The sequence below is a fragment of the Paenibacillus oralis genome, from assembly GCF_003863965.1.
Taxonomy (GTDB): domain Bacteria; phylum Bacillota; class Bacilli; order Paenibacillales; family Paenibacillaceae; genus Fontibacillus; species Fontibacillus oralis.
On record NZ_RRCN01000001.1, the window covers coordinates 610,247 to 625,904 of the forward strand.

Annotated in this window: 16 protein-coding genes; 1 reads left to right on the forward strand and 15 read right to left on the reverse strand. The window is 56.7% G+C overall.

Translation table 11 applies throughout. The features are described from left to right. Positions 1 to 203: 203 nt before the first annotated feature. The 14 genes from EHV15_RS02915 to EHV15_RS02980 form a co-directional block, all read right to left on the reverse strand. A complete protein-coding gene (locus EHV15_RS02915; protein WP_128629949.1) occupies positions 204 to 1,598 on the reverse strand; it encodes a WD40 repeat domain-containing protein in 1,395 nt (464 codons plus the stop codon). A gap of 476 nt (positions 1,599 to 2,074) precedes the next feature. Next, a complete protein-coding gene (locus tag EHV15_RS02920) occupies positions 2,075 to 3,367 on the reverse strand; it encodes a homocysteine synthase (RefSeq protein ID WP_128629950.1) in 1,293 nt (430 codons plus the stop codon). A gap of 120 nt (positions 3,368 to 3,487) precedes the next feature. Continuing rightward, positions 3,488 to 4,339, reverse strand: coding sequence for an ATP-binding cassette domain-containing protein (locus tag EHV15_RS02925; protein ID WP_128629951.1), 852 nt, complete (start codon positions 4,337 to 4,339; stop codon positions 3,488 to 3,490). Beyond that, positions 4,336 to 5,190: a hypothetical protein gene (locus tag EHV15_RS02930; RefSeq protein ID WP_128629952.1), complete on the reverse strand. Its 855-nt coding sequence runs from the start codon at positions 5,188 to 5,190 to the stop codon at positions 4,336 to 4,338. The genes EHV15_RS02925 and EHV15_RS02930 overlap by 4 nt, the downstream gene beginning before the upstream one ends. Next, positions 5,174 to 5,794 carry an RNA polymerase sigma factor gene (locus EHV15_RS02935; protein ID WP_128629953.1) on the reverse strand — a complete coding sequence of 207 codons (621 nt, stop codon included), beginning with the start codon at positions 5,792 to 5,794 and terminating at the stop codon, positions 5,174 to 5,176. Before EHV15_RS02935 ends, EHV15_RS02930 begins: the two co-directional genes overlap by 17 nt. 1 nt (position 5,795) lies before the next feature. Beyond that, positions 5,796 to 8,003 (reverse strand): ABC transporter permease/M1 family aminopeptidase, encoded by a 2,208-nt coding sequence (locus tag EHV15_RS02940; protein ID WP_128629954.1) that lies wholly within the window; start codon positions 8,001 to 8,003, stop codon positions 5,796 to 5,798. Further along, positions 8,000 to 8,887, reverse strand: a complete 888-nt coding sequence (locus EHV15_RS02945; RefSeq protein ID WP_128629955.1) for an ABC transporter ATP-binding protein — start codon at positions 8,885 to 8,887, stop codon at positions 8,000 to 8,002. The genes EHV15_RS02940 and EHV15_RS02945 overlap by 4 nt, the downstream gene beginning before the upstream one ends. Before the next feature lie 218 nt (positions 8,888 to 9,105). After that, positions 9,106 to 9,756, reverse strand: a complete 651-nt coding sequence (gene deoC / locus EHV15_RS02950) for a deoxyribose-phosphate aldolase (RefSeq protein ID WP_218571266.1) — start codon at positions 9,754 to 9,756, stop codon at positions 9,106 to 9,108. A 50-nt stretch (positions 9,757 to 9,806) separates the two neighbouring features. Further along, positions 9,807 to 10,388: a peptide deformylase gene (def, locus tag EHV15_RS02955; protein ID WP_128629957.1), complete on the reverse strand. Its 582-nt coding sequence runs from the start codon at positions 10,386 to 10,388 to the stop codon at positions 9,807 to 9,809. Beyond that, on the reverse strand, positions 10,381 to 10,572 hold the full coding sequence (locus EHV15_RS02960; protein ID WP_128629958.1) for a helix-turn-helix transcriptional regulator: 192 nt from the start codon (positions 10,570 to 10,572) through the stop codon (positions 10,381 to 10,383). The genes def and EHV15_RS02960 overlap by 8 nt, the downstream gene beginning before the upstream one ends. A gap of 74 nt (positions 10,573 to 10,646) precedes the next feature. Then, complete coding sequence (locus EHV15_RS02965) at positions 10,647 to 11,006, reverse strand: hypothetical protein (protein ID WP_128629959.1); 360 nt, start codon at positions 11,004 to 11,006, stop codon at positions 10,647 to 10,649. 87 nt (positions 11,007 to 11,093) lie between these two features. Next, positions 11,094 to 11,360, reverse strand: a complete 267-nt coding sequence (locus EHV15_RS02970) for a YqkE family protein (RefSeq protein WP_128629960.1) — start codon at positions 11,358 to 11,360, stop codon at positions 11,094 to 11,096. A gap of 732 nt (positions 11,361 to 12,092) precedes the next feature. After that, positions 12,093 to 12,674 (reverse strand): TetR/AcrR family transcriptional regulator, encoded by a 582-nt coding sequence (locus EHV15_RS02975; protein ID WP_128629961.1) that lies wholly within the window; start codon positions 12,672 to 12,674, stop codon positions 12,093 to 12,095. A gap of 4 nt (positions 12,675 to 12,678) precedes the next feature. Beyond that, complete coding sequence (locus EHV15_RS02980; RefSeq protein ID WP_128635139.1) at positions 12,679 to 13,416, reverse strand: MBL fold metallo-hydrolase; 738 nt, start codon at positions 13,414 to 13,416, stop codon at positions 12,679 to 12,681. 150 nt (positions 13,417 to 13,566) lie between these two features. Here EHV15_RS02980 and EHV15_RS02985 point away from each other — a divergent pair, with 150 nt between their 5' ends. Beyond that, complete coding sequence (locus tag EHV15_RS02985) at positions 13,567 to 14,199, forward strand: LysE family transporter (RefSeq protein WP_128629962.1); 633 nt, start codon at positions 13,567 to 13,569, stop codon at positions 14,197 to 14,199. 29 nt (positions 14,200 to 14,228) lie between these two features. Here EHV15_RS02985 and EHV15_RS02990 read toward each other — a convergent pair whose 3' ends face one another. Beyond that, on the reverse strand, positions 14,229 to 15,617 hold the full coding sequence (locus tag EHV15_RS02990; protein ID WP_128629963.1) for an amino acid permease: 1,389 nt from the start codon (positions 15,615 to 15,617) through the stop codon (positions 14,229 to 14,231). Positions 15,618 to 15,658: the final 41 nt, after the last annotated feature.

Here is a 15,658-nt window from a genome sequence, read left to right on the forward strand (position 1 = left end):
TGCCATAGCGCTTATTTTATTTCGCTAAAAACTGGCTATTGGGGCCCAGATTCACTCAAATAATGGCGCTCGCAACCGTTAGAATTTAGAAAAGGGCTTTTTTCGTAAAATAGCGGCTGCTGCAACCGTTAGATTTCCGAGGGACGTTTTACCTGTCGGAAACCTGCACTGTGACGGAAAGCTCAAAGTACGTAATCGGGCTATTACTCTTTAGGAAACACGATTTCTTTCCGTTCTACAACGACCCCGGTTTGCGGTTCTGAAGTGTGCGGTTCTGCCATCCGTGACCATGACGTGCGCGCTTTTGCCGGGAGCATTTCCGGCAGATCCGCCTCGCTCGCGGGCCGTTTTTCTTTCTTGTGAACATCGTAGTAGAAGTAGGCCGGTTCCTTCTCTTCAATACCGTAAGAATCTCCGCCGTACGGCTCGAACCGGTAGGACTTGACGAGCGCGGTAGAGTCATCAAGCCAGCCGGCGATATCGAGCGCGCGATCGTCACCCGCATCGGCCTTAACCGATCCCAAAACGCCCCCGTCTCTGTCGTAGAAATCAATGCGCTGCGGGGCAATGCTTAGATAATCGATATCGATGTCTTTGATCCGGTTGTGTTCCCCGGGCGAGGACTCCATCCAAGCGATTGAACCGGACGGATTCCACTTGATTTTTTCGGAGGGAACATACTTGTCCTCGGACAACCTGATTTTCCCGAGCGCATTACCTTTTATGTCATAGAAAGTCACCTTTCCGCTCTCATCGTCGTGGGCAAACCGTTCAAAATCAGGCGACAGGAACAGGGACGGAGCCCCGCTTGTCGAGTGCGGAATAACCCGAAACAACCGGTCCGGAGTATCATCTTTCCCGCCCTGCAAATCAAACACTCTCACCAAACCCAAGTAGCTCTGCAAAAACAATTTCTTCCGCTCGCCGTCCCAATGGTATTGATAAATATTGTCATAATCTTCCGCCAGCGGCCAGAAATCTTCCCTGATCCGCGTAATTCCCCCCGTCCGCACACTATACTCGGAAAGATGATACTTTCCGCCTTGACCTATGATTTCCGGCTCCAAAAACAGCACCCGTTCCTCATCCACTTTGACGAGCAGTTGTCCGCTAAATGAGTTATACCAACGGTTGTTCGTGTCCGTGATCCCCTCGCTCCAGACGGTCTTCACCTGGTCTTCGCCCGTTTTATGGGACAGCAGAACTTTGATCGCATCATCGTCCCCATAAAACACACTGGCCAAAACCAACGTTTGCCCCTCCAGCTCAACCACCGCCCCGTAGTCGATGCTGTAATCCGTCAGGCCGGCCGGAACCGCGACAAGTTCTCCCTTCGCATTCCGGCTTGTGCTAAATTCTCCTTTTGCCAGCTTAACGCTCTGTGCCGACATCGTTTCCTGCGCTCCACCTTGCTCAGCTACTTTTACGGGTGCTGCCTCTCCCTGACTAGCCGGCAACGACGCATTCCCTGGCACCTGCCGGGACGCGTCCCGCGCAGCGTTTTCTCCCCCGTTAACCGGACGGTTTGCCGGCGAGCAGCTCACTAGCAGCAGTCCGGCGGCAGCCGCGGCCGGGAGCAGCCATTTCATCTTTTTCAAAAAAACAACCTCCTCAAAACATGTGCAATCAACCTCAAGGATTCGATGAACTCTAAGCTGTCTACATTTTAAACGCGGCTGCGCTGCCAATTGTTTCATAATAAGGATGTGGCTCTAACTTCTACTTTGGACGCTGCTCTAACGGACACCAGCGACCTTATCCGCCCATTTCCCGGGTATTTCCCAGGCTAACGGACACAGGCGCCCCTATTTCGCTCTAAACCCGTTCATCCAGGCCGATTTGAGGTAAATAAGGACATCTGTGTCCGTTACATTTTGCAAACCTCCGTTTTTCCTCAAATAACGGCTCTGGTGTCCCTTAGCCCCCTGATTCCTCTTCTCCTCCCCTCTCTACCTGCGTTCCGCCCTCTACCATACCCGAAATTTTATAAATAATGTCAAAAAACCGCTGCCCGGCCGGAGGTGAACCCGATCCCGAAACAGCGGCTTTTCGCTTTATTGATAAAAATGTCCGATCATCCCTGGCTGGCGGCAATCGCCTGCTCCAGGTCGTACAGGATGTCATCGATCGACTCGGTGCCGACGGACAGGCGGACCAGTTCCGGATTGACGCCGGCAGCCAGTTGTTCCTCTTCCGAAAGCTGCTGGTGCGTCGTGCTGGCCGGATGGATGATCAGCGATTTCGAATCCCCGACATTGGCCAGGTGCGAGAACAGCTTCACGTTTTCGATCAGCTTGCGCCCGGCTTCTACGCCGCCCTTAATGCCGAAGGTGAGGATCGCCCCCTGTCCTTTCGGCAAATATTTTTGCGCCAACGGGTAAGATTCGTGGCTCGGCAGCCCGGCGTAGCTGACCCATTCCACCTTGTCGTGGGCTTCCAAATACTGCGCCACCTTCAGCGCGTTTTGGCTGTGGCGTTCAACACGCAAATGCAGCGTCTCCAGCCCCTGCAGCAGCAGCCAGGCGTTAAACGGCGACAGCGGAGCGCCGAGGTCGCGCTGCAATTGAACGCGTGCTTTGATGATGTACGCCAGCGGGCCGACGGCCTCCGTGTAGACGATGCCGTGATAGCTTGGGTCCGGCTCCGTCAGTCCCGGGAATTTGCCGCTCGCCGACCAGTCGAAGTTGCCGCTGTCGACGATGATCCCGCCGATGGACGTGCCGTGCCCGCCGATGAACTTCGTGGCCGAATGTACGACAACGTCCGCGCCAAAATCGATCGGGCGCAGCAGATAAGGGCTTGGGAACGTATTGTCGACGATCAGCGGAATCCCGTGCTCATGGGCGATCGCCGCCACCGCCTCGATATCGAGCACATCGCCTTTCGGGTTGCCGAGCGTTTCGGCATAAAGCGCTTTCGTCTTGTCCGTGATGGCCGCGCGGAAATTGTCGGGATTCGAGGAATCGACGAACTTGACCTTGATGCCAAGCTTCGGCAGCGTCGTCGAGAACAAATTGTAGGTGCCGCCGTACAGCGTAGTCGATGACACGATCTCATCCCCGGCGCCGGCGATATTCAAAATGGAGAATGTGATCGCCGCCTGACCGGAAGCCGTCGCCAGCGCACCGGCACCTCCTTCGAGCGCCGCCACCCTTTTCTCGAACACATCGGTCGTCGGATTCATAATGCGGGTGTAGATGTTTCCGAATTCTTGCAAGCCGAACAAATTGGCGGCGTGCTCGGTGTCGCGAAAACCGTAGGAAGTCGTTTGATACAACGGCACCGCCCGGGAATACGTAGTCGGATCGATTTCCTGCCCGGCATGGATCGCCAGAGTTTCGGGGGCGTATTGACGCTCTTCAGACATGGACAATTCCTCCTTCAAATCGCTCGATAATGATGAGATGACGATGTTTTTTCATATTCTCTCACATCTCATGCCGTTTGAAAATAGGAAATCCGATTATTTTTATCCGAATTATATATTTTATTTGCGTCCCTTGAATTTCCGCACGAAATAGGCATCCTCCAGCAGCGGTTCCCCTTCGGCGAGGCCGGGAAACGGGGAAGATTCCGCGACCATTTTGACGTATACCCCCTCCCGGACCTCCCGAATATCGATCAGGCGCTCGGGCGGCAGCTCGCCTAACCGTTCGCGGGGAATGACCCCTTCCCAGATCGGGTAAGGCAGGTCTTCCGTCCATAACGATTTCCTGTCGTAAAAATGAACCTCGCCCCGATCGAGCCAAAGCACGTAATCGGCCACGGCCGCCCATTCATTCATTTCGTGCACCGCCGCGATGACGGTCCGCCCTTCGGCGTACCGGTTTAAATAGTTGATCGCCAGCTTGCGCTCCGCGGAATCCAGCGCGTTTAACGGCTCGTCAAGGAAGAGGAAACTCGGGGCCGCCAAGAGGGATTGGGCAAGGGCAATTCGCCGCTGAACCCCCAGCGATAACCGTCTGATCTTGGTGTTCCGGCAGAATTCCAGATTAAAATCGCCAAGCAGCTCTTTCGCCCGGTCCAGGCCGGTCACGCCTTTCAGTTCGGACAAATAAGCCAGCAGCTTGAACGGCGTCATTTCTTCGTACAATTCGATTTCCGCGGGTACATAACCGATTTGACTGCGCACCAGCGGCAAGTCGTCAAGCGCGGAGCGCTGCTGGTACAAAATTCTCCCCCTGCGCGGCATCCTGACGGACGCCAGCAGCTCCAGCAGCGTCGTTTTGCCCGCCCCGTTGGCGCCAACCAGCAGCGTTAGGCCCGGATACAGCCGCAAGGCATCGATGTGCAGGGAGAAGCCGTCCAACGGCTCAGCGATATTTTCAACGGTAATCATGTGTAATCTCCGTCCTTCACTCCGCCTATTTTCAGGCTTCGGCTGCGGTAATACGAGCGGAACAACAGCAGCGCCCCGATGAGCAGCAGCAACGCGTCGAGCGCCGTCCGCGTACCGGCGGCCCAGCCTCCCGCCTGGGCCTGGATCTCCAGCATGAACCAAAGCACGTAAATCGCAGAAGCGGAAAACAGCGCCAGTTTCATGCCGTAACGGAACAGCGCGTACATCGCCGTCCCGCCGGTCAGCAGCGAAATGCCCAGCCATTGCAGCAAAAACGGCACAAAGGGCATCCCTGCCTCACCAGCCGCCTCCACGCGGATGCCCACGACGACGGAGCTGATCAGCGCCCAGCCGAGCACCAGAGCGATTACCATAAGCATCCGGCTGTAGACGACAAGGGCCGGCGGATAAGGCGTAATGCTCTCGACCGCGCGCATGCCCGGGTCCCAGGAGCGGTAGCTGTACAGCATAGAGGCGATCAACATCAGGGGCGTAATCATCGGGAATAAACTTGGCATATTTTCACCCAGTAAATAATTGGCGAATGGGCGCTTGGGATCAACCAGCAAAATCAGCATCAAAAATACGGCCGCGCCGGCCAAAACGAGCGCTTTGCGGTTGAGGCGGAATTGGCTAAGCAGCAATCTGCGCAGCGAAGGCGCTTCGACGTGCGGGTTGAAATCGAGCGTTTTTGCGGCGTTTTGCGCCTGAAGTTCGGCAAATTCCGGCTGTAAGGCCGCGATCAGCGCCGCCGTTTCCGACGGCGTCGGAGCATTCTGCACAGCCTGCCGCAGCGGTTCGCGCAGTTCCTGCTCCAAGCGTTCCAGTTCTTTATCAATGGAGTGTTCCATGAATCGGCACCTCGCTTTCCTTAATTGTATCCATTTGCTCGCCGGGCCCGGCGGAGGAAGAGCCCTTCGGCCTGCTTAGCACGCGTTTCAGCTTCCGCAACGCACTGTATAGGTTCGATTTCACCGAACTTAGCGGCATTTCCAGCATTTCGGCGATTTCATGCAGTTTCAGTTCGTGAAAAAAACGCATGCGCACGACCTCCTGCTGCACCTGCGGCAGCCAGGCCAAGGATTCGGCAAGCTGCTGGGCCGTCTCCTGCCGTTCGACCAGTTCTTCCGCCTGCGGCGAAGGATCCAAATCGTCCGGGAGTTCGTCCGTACCGGCGTACTCCGAACGGTAGGCGGCACTCCGCCAGTAATCCCGGCACAAATTCAGCGCCACCGTATACAGCCAGGGACGGAGATGTTCCATCTCTCCTTGCCTTTTCAGGTGGCGGATCAGCCGGATAAAAGTCTCCTGGACGATGTCCTCCGCCTTGCTTCGGTCCTTGAGCCGGTTGGTCACGTAACTGAGCAGCGGACCGTGATACCTCATGACCAGCAGCTCGAACGCTTCCCGGTCCCCCGCCGCCATCCGCTGCACCAGCAGCTGGTCCGAAATCATATCATCCCTCCCCCTTCATCTGCATCACCTTTTTCCATTCCCGCAGCCATTCCCCATAAGTAATACCGCCCTTGTCCGCGTCAAATTCCGTGCCCGGGATTTCCAAACCCAGGCTATAAAAATAGTTCAGCATTTCCTTGACCTGATTAGATTTGCCTTCATCCAGGGCGGTTTCCACCTCCCGCACCATCTGCAGTCCCACGCGATTCTGAAAAAGATCGGACAGGATTTTGCTCTGGGATCCTTTCTTCATATCCTCTTCCGTATAATCCGTTTGCTCAAGGCAATACACATACCACATCAAGGCGCGAATCTGCGGACGCACATCCTTGGACGAATCCGTAATCTCAAATTTGCCGTCATCCGTTCCCAGGAGCATCCGATACATCAACATTTCGGCGTCCGTTTCGGAATCTTCTTCCCGGTCCCTGCTCAACCAGTTCATCAGCAAGGTCCGGTCTTCCAAGTTCATACGGTTATAGGGAATGTACATGGGCAGCACCAGCACTTGTTCCAGCTTGGGCCGGAAATCGGGGATCCAGGAAGTAAAATATCGGTACATCTCGTTAAGGTCAGCGAACATCTTCTCCGCTCTGCGAACGGAATAAGGCGTCGTGACCAAGCGAACCGGCAGCCCGGAATGCTCCAGCTCGGCAAATTCCCCACCGACTAAGCGGACGCCGGTCAAAACGTCGCTTTCAAACATTTGCCCGTCCCGGCGGCGCGCGGATTCCGTCAGGTTGGAAAACAGCGGGGTTTCAAAACCGGAAACGTTCAGGCGGAAATGAATCGGCGAAAATCCGCGTTCTCTATATTCCTCCGTCAGCCTGAATTCTTCCGCCAGCCGCAGCGTAAATGCCTTGCCCTTCTTAAGCTTAAGGTACACCGGATAGTCTCCGGGCAGCGGATACCAGGCCATATACCACGGCAAATCAACGTTTTTTCCTTGGACAAAAGCATTGTAGGCTCCCTGGGCCTGGTTCCGGGGCATATAGTCTATCATCGCTCCGCTATATTTCATCTCCACTGGAAGCAGTCCCCCGGTTACGGGTTCCGCAGGCTTAACGGTCAGCCGCTCCCCTTGCTGCGTAAACGTTGCGGCAGCCCCGGCCACCTGGACGTCCTGAACGCGGAAAGTCCGGTTTAATGTAAAGGCCAGTTCCCGGCTTCCTTGCAGCCGCTCAGCGGGGATTTGCAGCCGGACGTTGACATGAAGGCGGTCGTCAGCGGTTCTTTTCAGGTCAATGTCATAATCGGTAATTGCCAAAAACCCGGCACTCTTGGCAGCGGAGGAAGCTTGGGCGAAAAGAAATTCATTATCCGTTGGAATGGTAGGGTCGAGCAGCTTCGCCTCGTACTCGGCATACCGTTCCTGCCAGATCGATCCGTAGGGAACAAACGCGCCCGCCGCCAGCAGCAGCGCGATACCGGCCGCAGTCCAGGAATACGCCCGGCGTCCGGTCGGCCGCAGCCGGTTGAGGATCACCGTTCCGGCCGCAAGCAGCAGCAACGCAAAAGCCAGCACAAAACGGCGGGAGACGGCCTGCTCATCGGCAATCAAACGTATGCCCCATGTATCGATTCCCAAATCGCCGTTCATCACCAATTGACTGAGATGGAAGGCGCGCAGCACGTACCAATGATTCCGGTCCAGCAGGAATATATCCATAAAAAAGGTCCCGAACATCCAGGCGCAAAACGCGATCAAGTAGCAGGCACGGTTCGGAATGCAAATCGCCAGCAGCATCCCCAGCGCCAGCGTAACGATATAAGACACTTCGTAGCTGGCGGCGAAATAGCCCGTAAACTCCAGCGTCACCCCGGAAGCTGCGCCGACTTGCGCGGACGCCCAGGCGTAAACCGCCCCGGCCAGTAAAGTAAATAGCGAAAAATAGAGCAAGCCGGCGGCATACTTCGCGGAAATTTTGGCCGCATACGTTACCGGCAATGCCGAGCTCCATTCATAGGAAGGGCGCCGGATATCCCGGCGGACCGTGAGCACGCCGAGCAGCATGACGAGACCTAACGTCATCGTGTGAAAAAGCGCCATATACGTGTAGGCTTCCTGGTAAAAATCAGCCTCCCGCACCGAGACCCGCCCGACGAACCAGACCAGCAGCAAAGCGAACAGCATCGGCATGGTCAAAAACCACGGATTACGGAAAATCATCCGTAGCTCAAACCTAAACAACATCCGCCATTGGCTCATCGCCCGGCCGCTCCTTCCGGCAGGCCCGTCCGCAGCAGCGCCAAATAACCGTCTTCCAGCGACGGCTGAACCGGCGAAACGTCGGCCGCGGCCGGAGGCGCCTCGCCGATGATCCGGCACAGCAGCCCGCCCGCCGCCGGCCGGGTCGAAACGACGGACAGCGGATCAAGCCGGGCGAACTCCCGCTCGGACAAACGCGCCTCCCACACTTTGCCGCGCCCGCACTCCTGCAGGTCGTCAAGTACGCCGGACAAGCAAACCTTGCCTTGGTTCAGGACGGCGATTTGCCGGCAGTTGCGCTCGATATCGGCAACGATGTGGGTCGACAGCAGCACGATCCGCCCGAGGCTGAACCGGGTCAGCAAATTGCGGAAACGGACGCGTTCTTCCGGGTCGAGCCCGGCCGTGGGTTCATCGACGATCAGCACCCGCGGCGAACCGAGCAGCGCCTGGGCGATGCCGAGGCGGCGCTTCATGCCGCCGGAGTAGGTCCGCACTCTTTTTCCGGCTTGATCCTGCAGGTTCACCTGCTCCAGCAAAACATCGATTTCCGCATTCCTCCGTTTCTTGTCCTTGATCCCTTTCAACGCCCCGACGTAATCGAGATATTCCGTTCCGGTCAGTCCGGGATAGGCCTGAAACTGCTGCGGCAAATATCCGATCATGCGGCGGATCTCTTCCGCGCGGGTCAGCGGTATGCCAAACACGGTTGCCTTGCCGGAGGTGGGGGCCGTCAGCGCGGCCAAAATCCGCATCAACGTCGACTTTCCGGCTCCGTTCGGCCCGAGCAGTCCGACCATGCCTTCCCGCAGCGTCAGCGACACGTCGTCAAGCGCCCAGCGGCTCCACAGATATTTTTTTGATAAATGATCGATTTGAATCATAACCTTCCTCTTTCCAGCGAGTTAAGTTCGGATCGCTCCGCAGGTAATCTTCTGTACCTGTAACGATGTGCGCTGCAAAAAAGTTTAATCCGCGAAGGAAAAGTTGATAATTTTCTGAGTGCATACGCAAAAAGGGCGCTAATTCCCGCGTTCGCTTGGGAATAGCACCCTGCATTATCGTTTGTTGCCCTGCACACTCTCGTCAGCAGCCGCCTTGCTTAATAGTCGCTCGCGCCGCTTTGGCCCTGGGCGATCGCCACGCCTGCGCTCGTGCCGAGGCGCGTGGCTCCGGCCTGAATCATCGCCTCCGCGTCGGCCAGCGTGCGGACGCCGCCGGAAGCTTTCACGCCCACGTCCGGTCCGACCGTTTTGCGCATGAGCGCCACCGCTTCCACCGTGGCTCCGCCCGTCGAAAACCCGGTGGACGTCTTGACGAAGTCGGCCCCGGCCGAGACGGAAAGCCGGCAGGCGCGGACGATTTCTTCTTCCGTCAGCAGGGAGGTCTCAATGATGACCTTTACCAGCGCCTTGCCTTTTGCGGCCTCTACGACGCCGGCGATATCGCGGGCGACCAACTCGTCGTTCCCGTCTTTTAAAGCGCCGATATTGATGACCATGTCGACCTCACCGGCCCCCTGACGGATCGCATGGGCCGCTTCGAACGCTTTCACTTCCGGCGCCGACGCGCCGAGCGGAAAGCCGATGACCGTGCATACCTTTACCGGTGAACCTTTTAGCGTCTCCGCTGCCGTTTCCACCCAAACCGGATTAACGCAAACCGAGGCGAATCCGTATTGCTTCGCTTCTTCAGCCAGCTTGAGAATGGCAGCTTGTCCCGCTTCCGCCTTCAGCAGGGTATGGTCGACCATGGCGGCAATCGATGTCGTTGACAAAATGAACTCCTCCGTTCTTGATTCCTTTAATACAAGCTGGAAATCTGCACGCCGCTCGGCAGCTTGAACGGGTGCTCCTGATTGATATGATCGTAAAACATGATACCGTTCAGGTGGTCGATTTCGTGCTGCATGACGATCGCGTCATAGCCTTTGAACCGCATTTTGACCTCGTTCCCCTGTTCGTCGTACGCCTTGACCTGGACCTTCTCGTAGCGCGGCACAAAGCCCTGCACCGGGCGGTCCACCGACAGGCAGCCCTCGCTTTCCGGCAGGTAAATCATCGCGGTCGAATGGCTGATGATTTTCGGGTTGAACATGGCGATTTCCCTGTCCTGTCCTTGATCGTCGGTCAGCAGGGCGGCAAACATCCGCTTGTTCAGGCCGATCTGATTGGCCGACAAGCCTACGCCTGCGCGCAGCTTGTATTTTTTCGCCGTTTCCGGGTCCTGGCTGTTTTTGAGAAAGCGCAGCATCGCCGCCATTTCCCCGCGATCTTCCTCGGTGGGGGGAATGCTGACCGCCTCGGTCACGACGCGCAAAATCGGCGCTCCTTCGCGAACGATGTCATCCATCGTAATGAAATAGTCGCTATTGAATTTACTCATAAATAAACAATTCATCCACCTTCGTCTGCAAAATAAACGCAAGCTTGAACGCAAGCTCCAGCGTCGGATCGTACCGGTCGTTTTCGACGCTGTTGATCGTCTGTCTGGCGACGCCGCAGGCGGCGGCCAGCTGCTGCTGGGTTAACCCCAGCCGCTTGCGGAACTGCTTGATTTTATTGTTCATGGGCATCACCCAAATGTCAAAAGTTTTGGACTAATTAAGGGTAACACGGGCCTGGCTTGGTTGTCAAAGCCAAGTCAGGCTTTGAATTTAATGCCCCAGACCGAGTCTTTTTGAAATCCGGCCGCTTCCCGCAGCTGCGGCAGCCGCTCATCCTCCGGATAATGCTGTTCAAGATAGCGGACATAGGCTTCCCGAAGGCGGATCTCCCGGTCCAGCTTGTTGTATTCGCTCGGATGTTTCTCGAGGCGCTTCAGCGCGGCATCCCAACGCCTCAAGTCCGCCTTGGTCGTGCGGCCTTTCCGGGTGCGCTCGGCCAAGGCGCTCAGCTCCTCATAGTTTTCCCGCAGCCTGGCCGAATATTTGAATTGTTGGTTGAACATGCCGAGCCCTACGATGACCAGAAAAAACACGATCCACAGCCACAAATGATCCACCCGCTCCGTCACCCCCCGCTTATAAATGCCTGATAAATGCGTTTATAAATCCGCTTATAAATGAATCCCTATATTGCCAAACCTTGATTATTTAAATTTGTGCCAGTCCATTTCGCTCGTATTCAGCAAATGCTCGAAGTCGTTGTCCAGCCGCTTTTGCTCGGCCCGGCGCGCTGCTTCGGCCTGAATGCGGGCCTGCGCCTTGCGCTCTTCCTCTTCTTTCTTCAGCTCCTCGGCCTGGGCTTTCAGTTTGGCGATCGTATCCCCGCCCAGCAAGTCTTTCAACGTCGCCGGTTTATCCGATGAGGACGCCGCTGCCGCCGATGCGGGGCGTTGCCCTTTTTTCTTTCCCATTATGGTTCACCTCATTTCCTCTCTTCCTCGCCGGCAGATAACTCCAAAATCGCGTCAGCTTTCAATCCGGTTTAGCACTGGCGCGGTGTTCGGGAGGTACTGGCATGTACCGGGGTGGTGTCCTTTATTATACGGCCTTCGCTAACGGACCTGGGACGCGCTTATTTGCCCTAAAAAGCACTAACGTTGCATTAACTTTTGCTCAAGATTCCCCGTAAAAGCTGCCCGGAAATCTAACGGTTGTAACAGTGGCTATTTTCCGAAAAAAGACCTTTTCCAAATTCTAACGGTTGTGATCGCCGTTATTTGCCTGAATCTAAGCAAAAATAGCCGGATTTCAGTGAAATAAGCGCCATGGCAACCGTTACAATTTGAAATCAGCGTTTTTGGAGCAAATAGCGCTTGTGGCAACCGTTAGAATATTTGTGGCTAGAAAATGTACTGATTTCGCCGAAATAACGGCGCTGCGATCCGTTAGAATGTTACGCAAGCCGCAAGCAAGCCGCAAGCAGGCCTCAAACAAGCCTCAAGCGCCAGTCACCAATCAGGCTGAAACCTGTACGGCCAGTTATTCCCGGAGCCAATCCACTGGTTTATGCCTAAATTATCACCGTCCCCCGGAAAGTTGTCAATGGATGGAACGGCGGAAGGATGTCTAAGGGTCGGGGGCAAAAAGGGGACGGCCGGCCAACTACACCGACCATTAAGGCGAGGCCCGAAGAAGATTCGGGACTATCTGCCGTTCTCGCCTTCCAGCCGCTTCAGTCCCCCAAGCAACAGATCGAGATTGAAATGCAGGCTGTCCCGCACCTCCAGCGGCAATCCGAAGCCTCCCTGCCGCTTCAGCGAAGCGAAGCCGTGAATGAGACTGCGGAGGCCGCGAACGGTGTGGAGCGCCTGCTCCTCGGTTAGCGGATAGCTGCTGAGATAACGCAGCGTCAGCTCGACGAGCCGGCTGCCGGCTTCCTGCAGCTGGCGGTCCTCCGGGCCCGGGGCCATTTGCACGGCCTCGTACAGCCCGGGGTGCTCGTGCGCGAAAGCGAGGTAGGCGTCGGCAAAGCGGCGGATGGCGTGTTCGCCGCTGAGGTCTCCGACCGCGCCTGCGATGTGGTCGTACAGCCGCTCCAGTGCATACTTGGCCAGCCCGGCGCGGATCTCCTCCAGCCCGCTGACGTGATTGTACAAGGAAGGCGGGCGTATCCCCAGCTTCCGGGCGACCGATGAGATGCTGACGGCAGCGGCTCCCTCGGCGTTCGCCACCTCTACGGCGGCCATCAATACGGCGGTGCTGTCAAGGCCGATTCTTGGCGACATGCCGCTACACCTCCCGTTGGTGGTGCTGCACGCCGCCCGAAACGGCGCGCTCCGCCGCCCGGACCGCCCGCTCCATCGCGGCGCCCGGCCGCTCGAGCACATCGCCGTGCCCGGCCGCCAGCAGCGTCGGCCTCAAAGCGGCCAGCTTGCGCGCGCTGACCAGCGCGGCCGGCTTGTTCCAGGTGGCCAGCGCCGGGAACGGGAACAGCGGGCGGACGGTGCCGCTGACCGCGATGCCGGCGCGCGTCTGGAAGGCGTCGCCCACGATCAGCGCGCCGCTGCGCGTGTCCAGCAGCGAAAACGAGCCCGGCGTATGCCCCGGCGAAGCCACGGCGAGCAGCGAGCCGATACGCTCTCCGTCCGTGAACAAGACGTCGGCGCGCGTGTTCAGCTTCTTGGGGACACCGCCGCGGATCGGCGTTTGCGGCTCACCTTCATCGAGCGTTACGTCGCCGCTCATGAGCCGGGCGTCCCGGGCGGAGACGTACACCGGAACGTCCGGGTGCTTCGCCTTTAGCGCGTCCAGCGCCCCCACATGATCGTCATGAACATGCGTCAACACGATGCGGGCAAGCGGCTTGCCGGTCGATTGCACCGCCCGCAAAATCCCTTCGGCGCTGTAGGGCAAAGCGGCGTCGATCAACGTAACGCCATCCTCTTCCTCGACCAAATAGCAATTGACCGGAAAAAAACGCGGCAGAAACGACAGCTGCGTTAACTTTCCATATTTACGGATTCTCATCATTAATCCCCTCTCCCCAAAAAACTAAAGCCTTTAGTTTTAATTTAAACTAAAAGATTTAGTTTTTCAACTGTTTTTTAAGTCGTACAAGCCGCGCCTTCCGAATAAGATGTACAAGCAAGATAAATCACAGTCTGGAGGGAATGTCGAATGAACAGTTTCATCAGCTTCGTGCTGCTGGGTTTATCCTTGTCCGCACCAATCGGCCCGGTTAATGCGGCCCAACTCGACAAAGGCATCCGTGGCGGCTTTCTCCATGCCTGGCTGGTGGGAATCGGGGCGCTGGCCGCCGATATTTTATACATGCTGCTCGTTTATTTCGGCGTCGTTCATTTTTTGAACACCCCGTTTATGAAAACGTTCCTGTGGCTGTTCGGTTTTTTCATCCTGACTTACACCGGTATCGACAGTTTGAAGGAGGCGGGGAAAATCCAGCTGAATGACATGCGGGGCGGCGAACCGCTGATAAAATCGTTCCTGTCCGGATTTATGATGTCCGTCAGCAATCCGCTGTCCATTTTGTTCTGGCTCGGCATCTACGGCTCGGTGCTGGCCCAGGCGGCATCCGCCGCCGGAACGCCGGAACTGATCGTCAACAGCTGCGCCATCATTTCCGGCCTGATCATGTGGGATTTGGCGATGGCCGGGTTTGCCAGCGTATTCCGCAAGTTTCTGACCGAGCGGATTCTCGTCGTCATCTCCATATTGTCCGGCCTGTCTCTGATCGGCTTCGGGCTGTACTTCGGTTACGAAGCCGCGCTCCTGCTGCTGGAACGGCTTTAAAAAGTCCGCTTTTTGATCACGTACTTTGATCAAGTCGTGCGCTTCGGGCGCAGCACCAGCGGTTTACCGTGCCGGCGTCCCGCGATTTTCCGGCGCTTCCAAACGGCAAACTGCATGATTAGCGTGACAATGCCGATGACGGTGATAAAAATCAAGCTGCCCCAAAACCCGGGGCGGCTTGTGCTGTGGAATAGCGAACCGATCACCGCAAGCACGATAAGCGCCATGCCCGTCCAGCGTTTGATTTGGCCAAATACGCTGAACTTCAGCAGCCTGCCCGCCGTAACCAAGATGAAAAACCAGTTGTAAAGCAGCAGCAGTCCGGCGGCGGTCGTAATGTACTCGTAAATGCGCCCGGGCATCACGAACGACAATACGACGGAAGCCGCCATTCCGGCGGCGGTCAGGCCAATCGCGTACAAAGGCCGCTTGCCCCAGGCTTTGCGGGCGAACAACCGGGGCGCATCCTTGTCTTTGGCGAGGGTGACCAGCATCGTCGTTACGGCATACAAAGAGGCCACCATCGTGGAAAATCCGGCGACGATCAGCACTCCGTTGAACACATGCGGAATAAACGGCAGATGATAGTTCCCTAATGCCGTAATAAACGGGCTGCGTTTCGGATCGACCGCCTTGTACGAGATCAAAGTCAGCGTCAAACCAATCGACAGCAAATAGACGATCGACAGCACCACCAGCATCACCGTACCCGCCTTCGGCGCATCCTTCGGCTCCCGCAGGCGCACGGCCATCATGCCCATCACTTCGATGCCCCCGAAGGCATAAAATGCAAAAATAAATCCCGACCATAATCCGAGGTAACCGGCAGGAAAAAAAGTGTCCGCCGTATGCGGAAACGCCGGGGGTTTGCCTCCTCCTCCCGGAATCCAGCCCATAAGCGCGGCCCCCGCTATGATCAAAAACATCAATATCGCGGCGATTTTGATCACGGACAGCACATTTTCCATCGAATCGAATACCCGGTTTCCCAAAAAAATGACGGCCAATCCAAGCACGGCATAACCAATCGCAAAAATCCACATCGGCATCCCAGGGAACCAAAATCGCGAAAACAAGGACAATGCGGTCAACTGGCTGCCCATAATGAGCAGCTCGGAGCACCAGTACACCCAGCCGCTGCCAAAGCCGGCCCACCGGCCAAACGCCCGTTTCGCATAAGAGCGGAAAGAGCCCTGCTCCGGCCGGTCCGCCGTCATCCGGGCCAGCACCTCGAATACCGTATATGTTCCGGCGGCCGCGAGGATAAACGCAATCAGAATGGACGGACCCGCCATGCGGATTCCGATCCCCGAGCCGAGAAAATAACCGGTCCCGATCGTGGACGCCACCCCAAGCAGGGACAGCTGCCACCAGCGCAGTTTTCCTTTTTCTTCCTCAGTCCCCCGCGCCTCCGTCATTTCAGTTCCTCCATTTCCGTTAATATAATGTTAAAATCCAG

What these genes read in the sequence shown, in the direction of transcription:
- deoC (WP_218571266.1), bottom strand. Translation starts at nt 9,756, where the DNA reads ATGGTCGACCATACCCTGCTGAAGGCGGAAGCGGGACAAGCTGCCATT.
- EHV15_RS02920 (WP_128629950.1), bottom strand. Translation starts at nt 3,367, where the DNA reads ATGTCTGAAGAGCGTCAATACGCCCCCGAAACTCTGGCGATCCATGCC.
- EHV15_RS02980 (WP_128635139.1), bottom strand. Translation starts at nt 13,416, where the DNA reads ATGAGAATCCGTAAATATGGAAAGTTAACGCAGCTGTCGTTTCTGCCG.
- EHV15_RS02985 (WP_128629962.1), top strand. Translation starts at nt 13,567, where the DNA reads ATGAACAGTTTCATCAGCTTCGTGCTGCTGGGTTTATCCTTGTCCGCA.
- EHV15_RS02960 (WP_128629958.1), bottom strand. Translation starts at nt 10,572, where the DNA reads ATGAACAATAAAATCAAGCAGTTCCGCAAGCGGCTGGGGTTAACCCAG.
- EHV15_RS02945 (WP_128629955.1), bottom strand. Translation starts at nt 8,887, where the DNA reads ATGATTCAAATCGATCATTTATCAAAAAAATATCTGTGGAGCCGCTGG.
- EHV15_RS02940 (WP_128629954.1), bottom strand. Translation starts at nt 8,003, where the DNA reads ATGAGCCAATGGCGGATGTTGTTTAGGTTTGAGCTACGGATGATTTTC.
- EHV15_RS02970 (WP_128629960.1), bottom strand. Translation starts at nt 11,360, where the DNA reads ATGGGAAAGAAAAAAGGGCAACGCCCCGCATCGGCGGCAGCGGCGTCC.
- EHV15_RS02975 (WP_128629961.1), bottom strand. Translation starts at nt 12,674, where the DNA reads ATGTCGCCAAGAATCGGCCTTGACAGCACCGCCGTATTGATGGCCGCC.
- EHV15_RS02925 (WP_128629951.1), bottom strand. Translation starts at nt 4,339, where the DNA reads ATGATTACCGTTGAAAATATCGCTGAGCCGTTGGACGGCTTCTCCCTG.
- EHV15_RS02990 (WP_128629963.1), bottom strand. Translation starts at nt 15,617, where the DNA reads ATGACGGAGGCGCGGGGGACTGAGGAAGAAAAAGGAAAACTGCGCTGG.
- EHV15_RS02930 (WP_128629952.1), bottom strand. Translation starts at nt 5,190, where the DNA reads ATGGAACACTCCATTGATAAAGAACTGGAACGCTTGGAGCAGGAACTG.
- EHV15_RS02935 (WP_128629953.1), bottom strand. Translation starts at nt 5,794, where the DNA reads ATGATTTCGGACCAGCTGCTGGTGCAGCGGATGGCGGCGGGGGACCGG.
- def (WP_128629957.1), bottom strand. Translation starts at nt 10,388, where the DNA reads ATGAGTAAATTCAATAGCGACTATTTCATTACGATGGATGACATCGTT.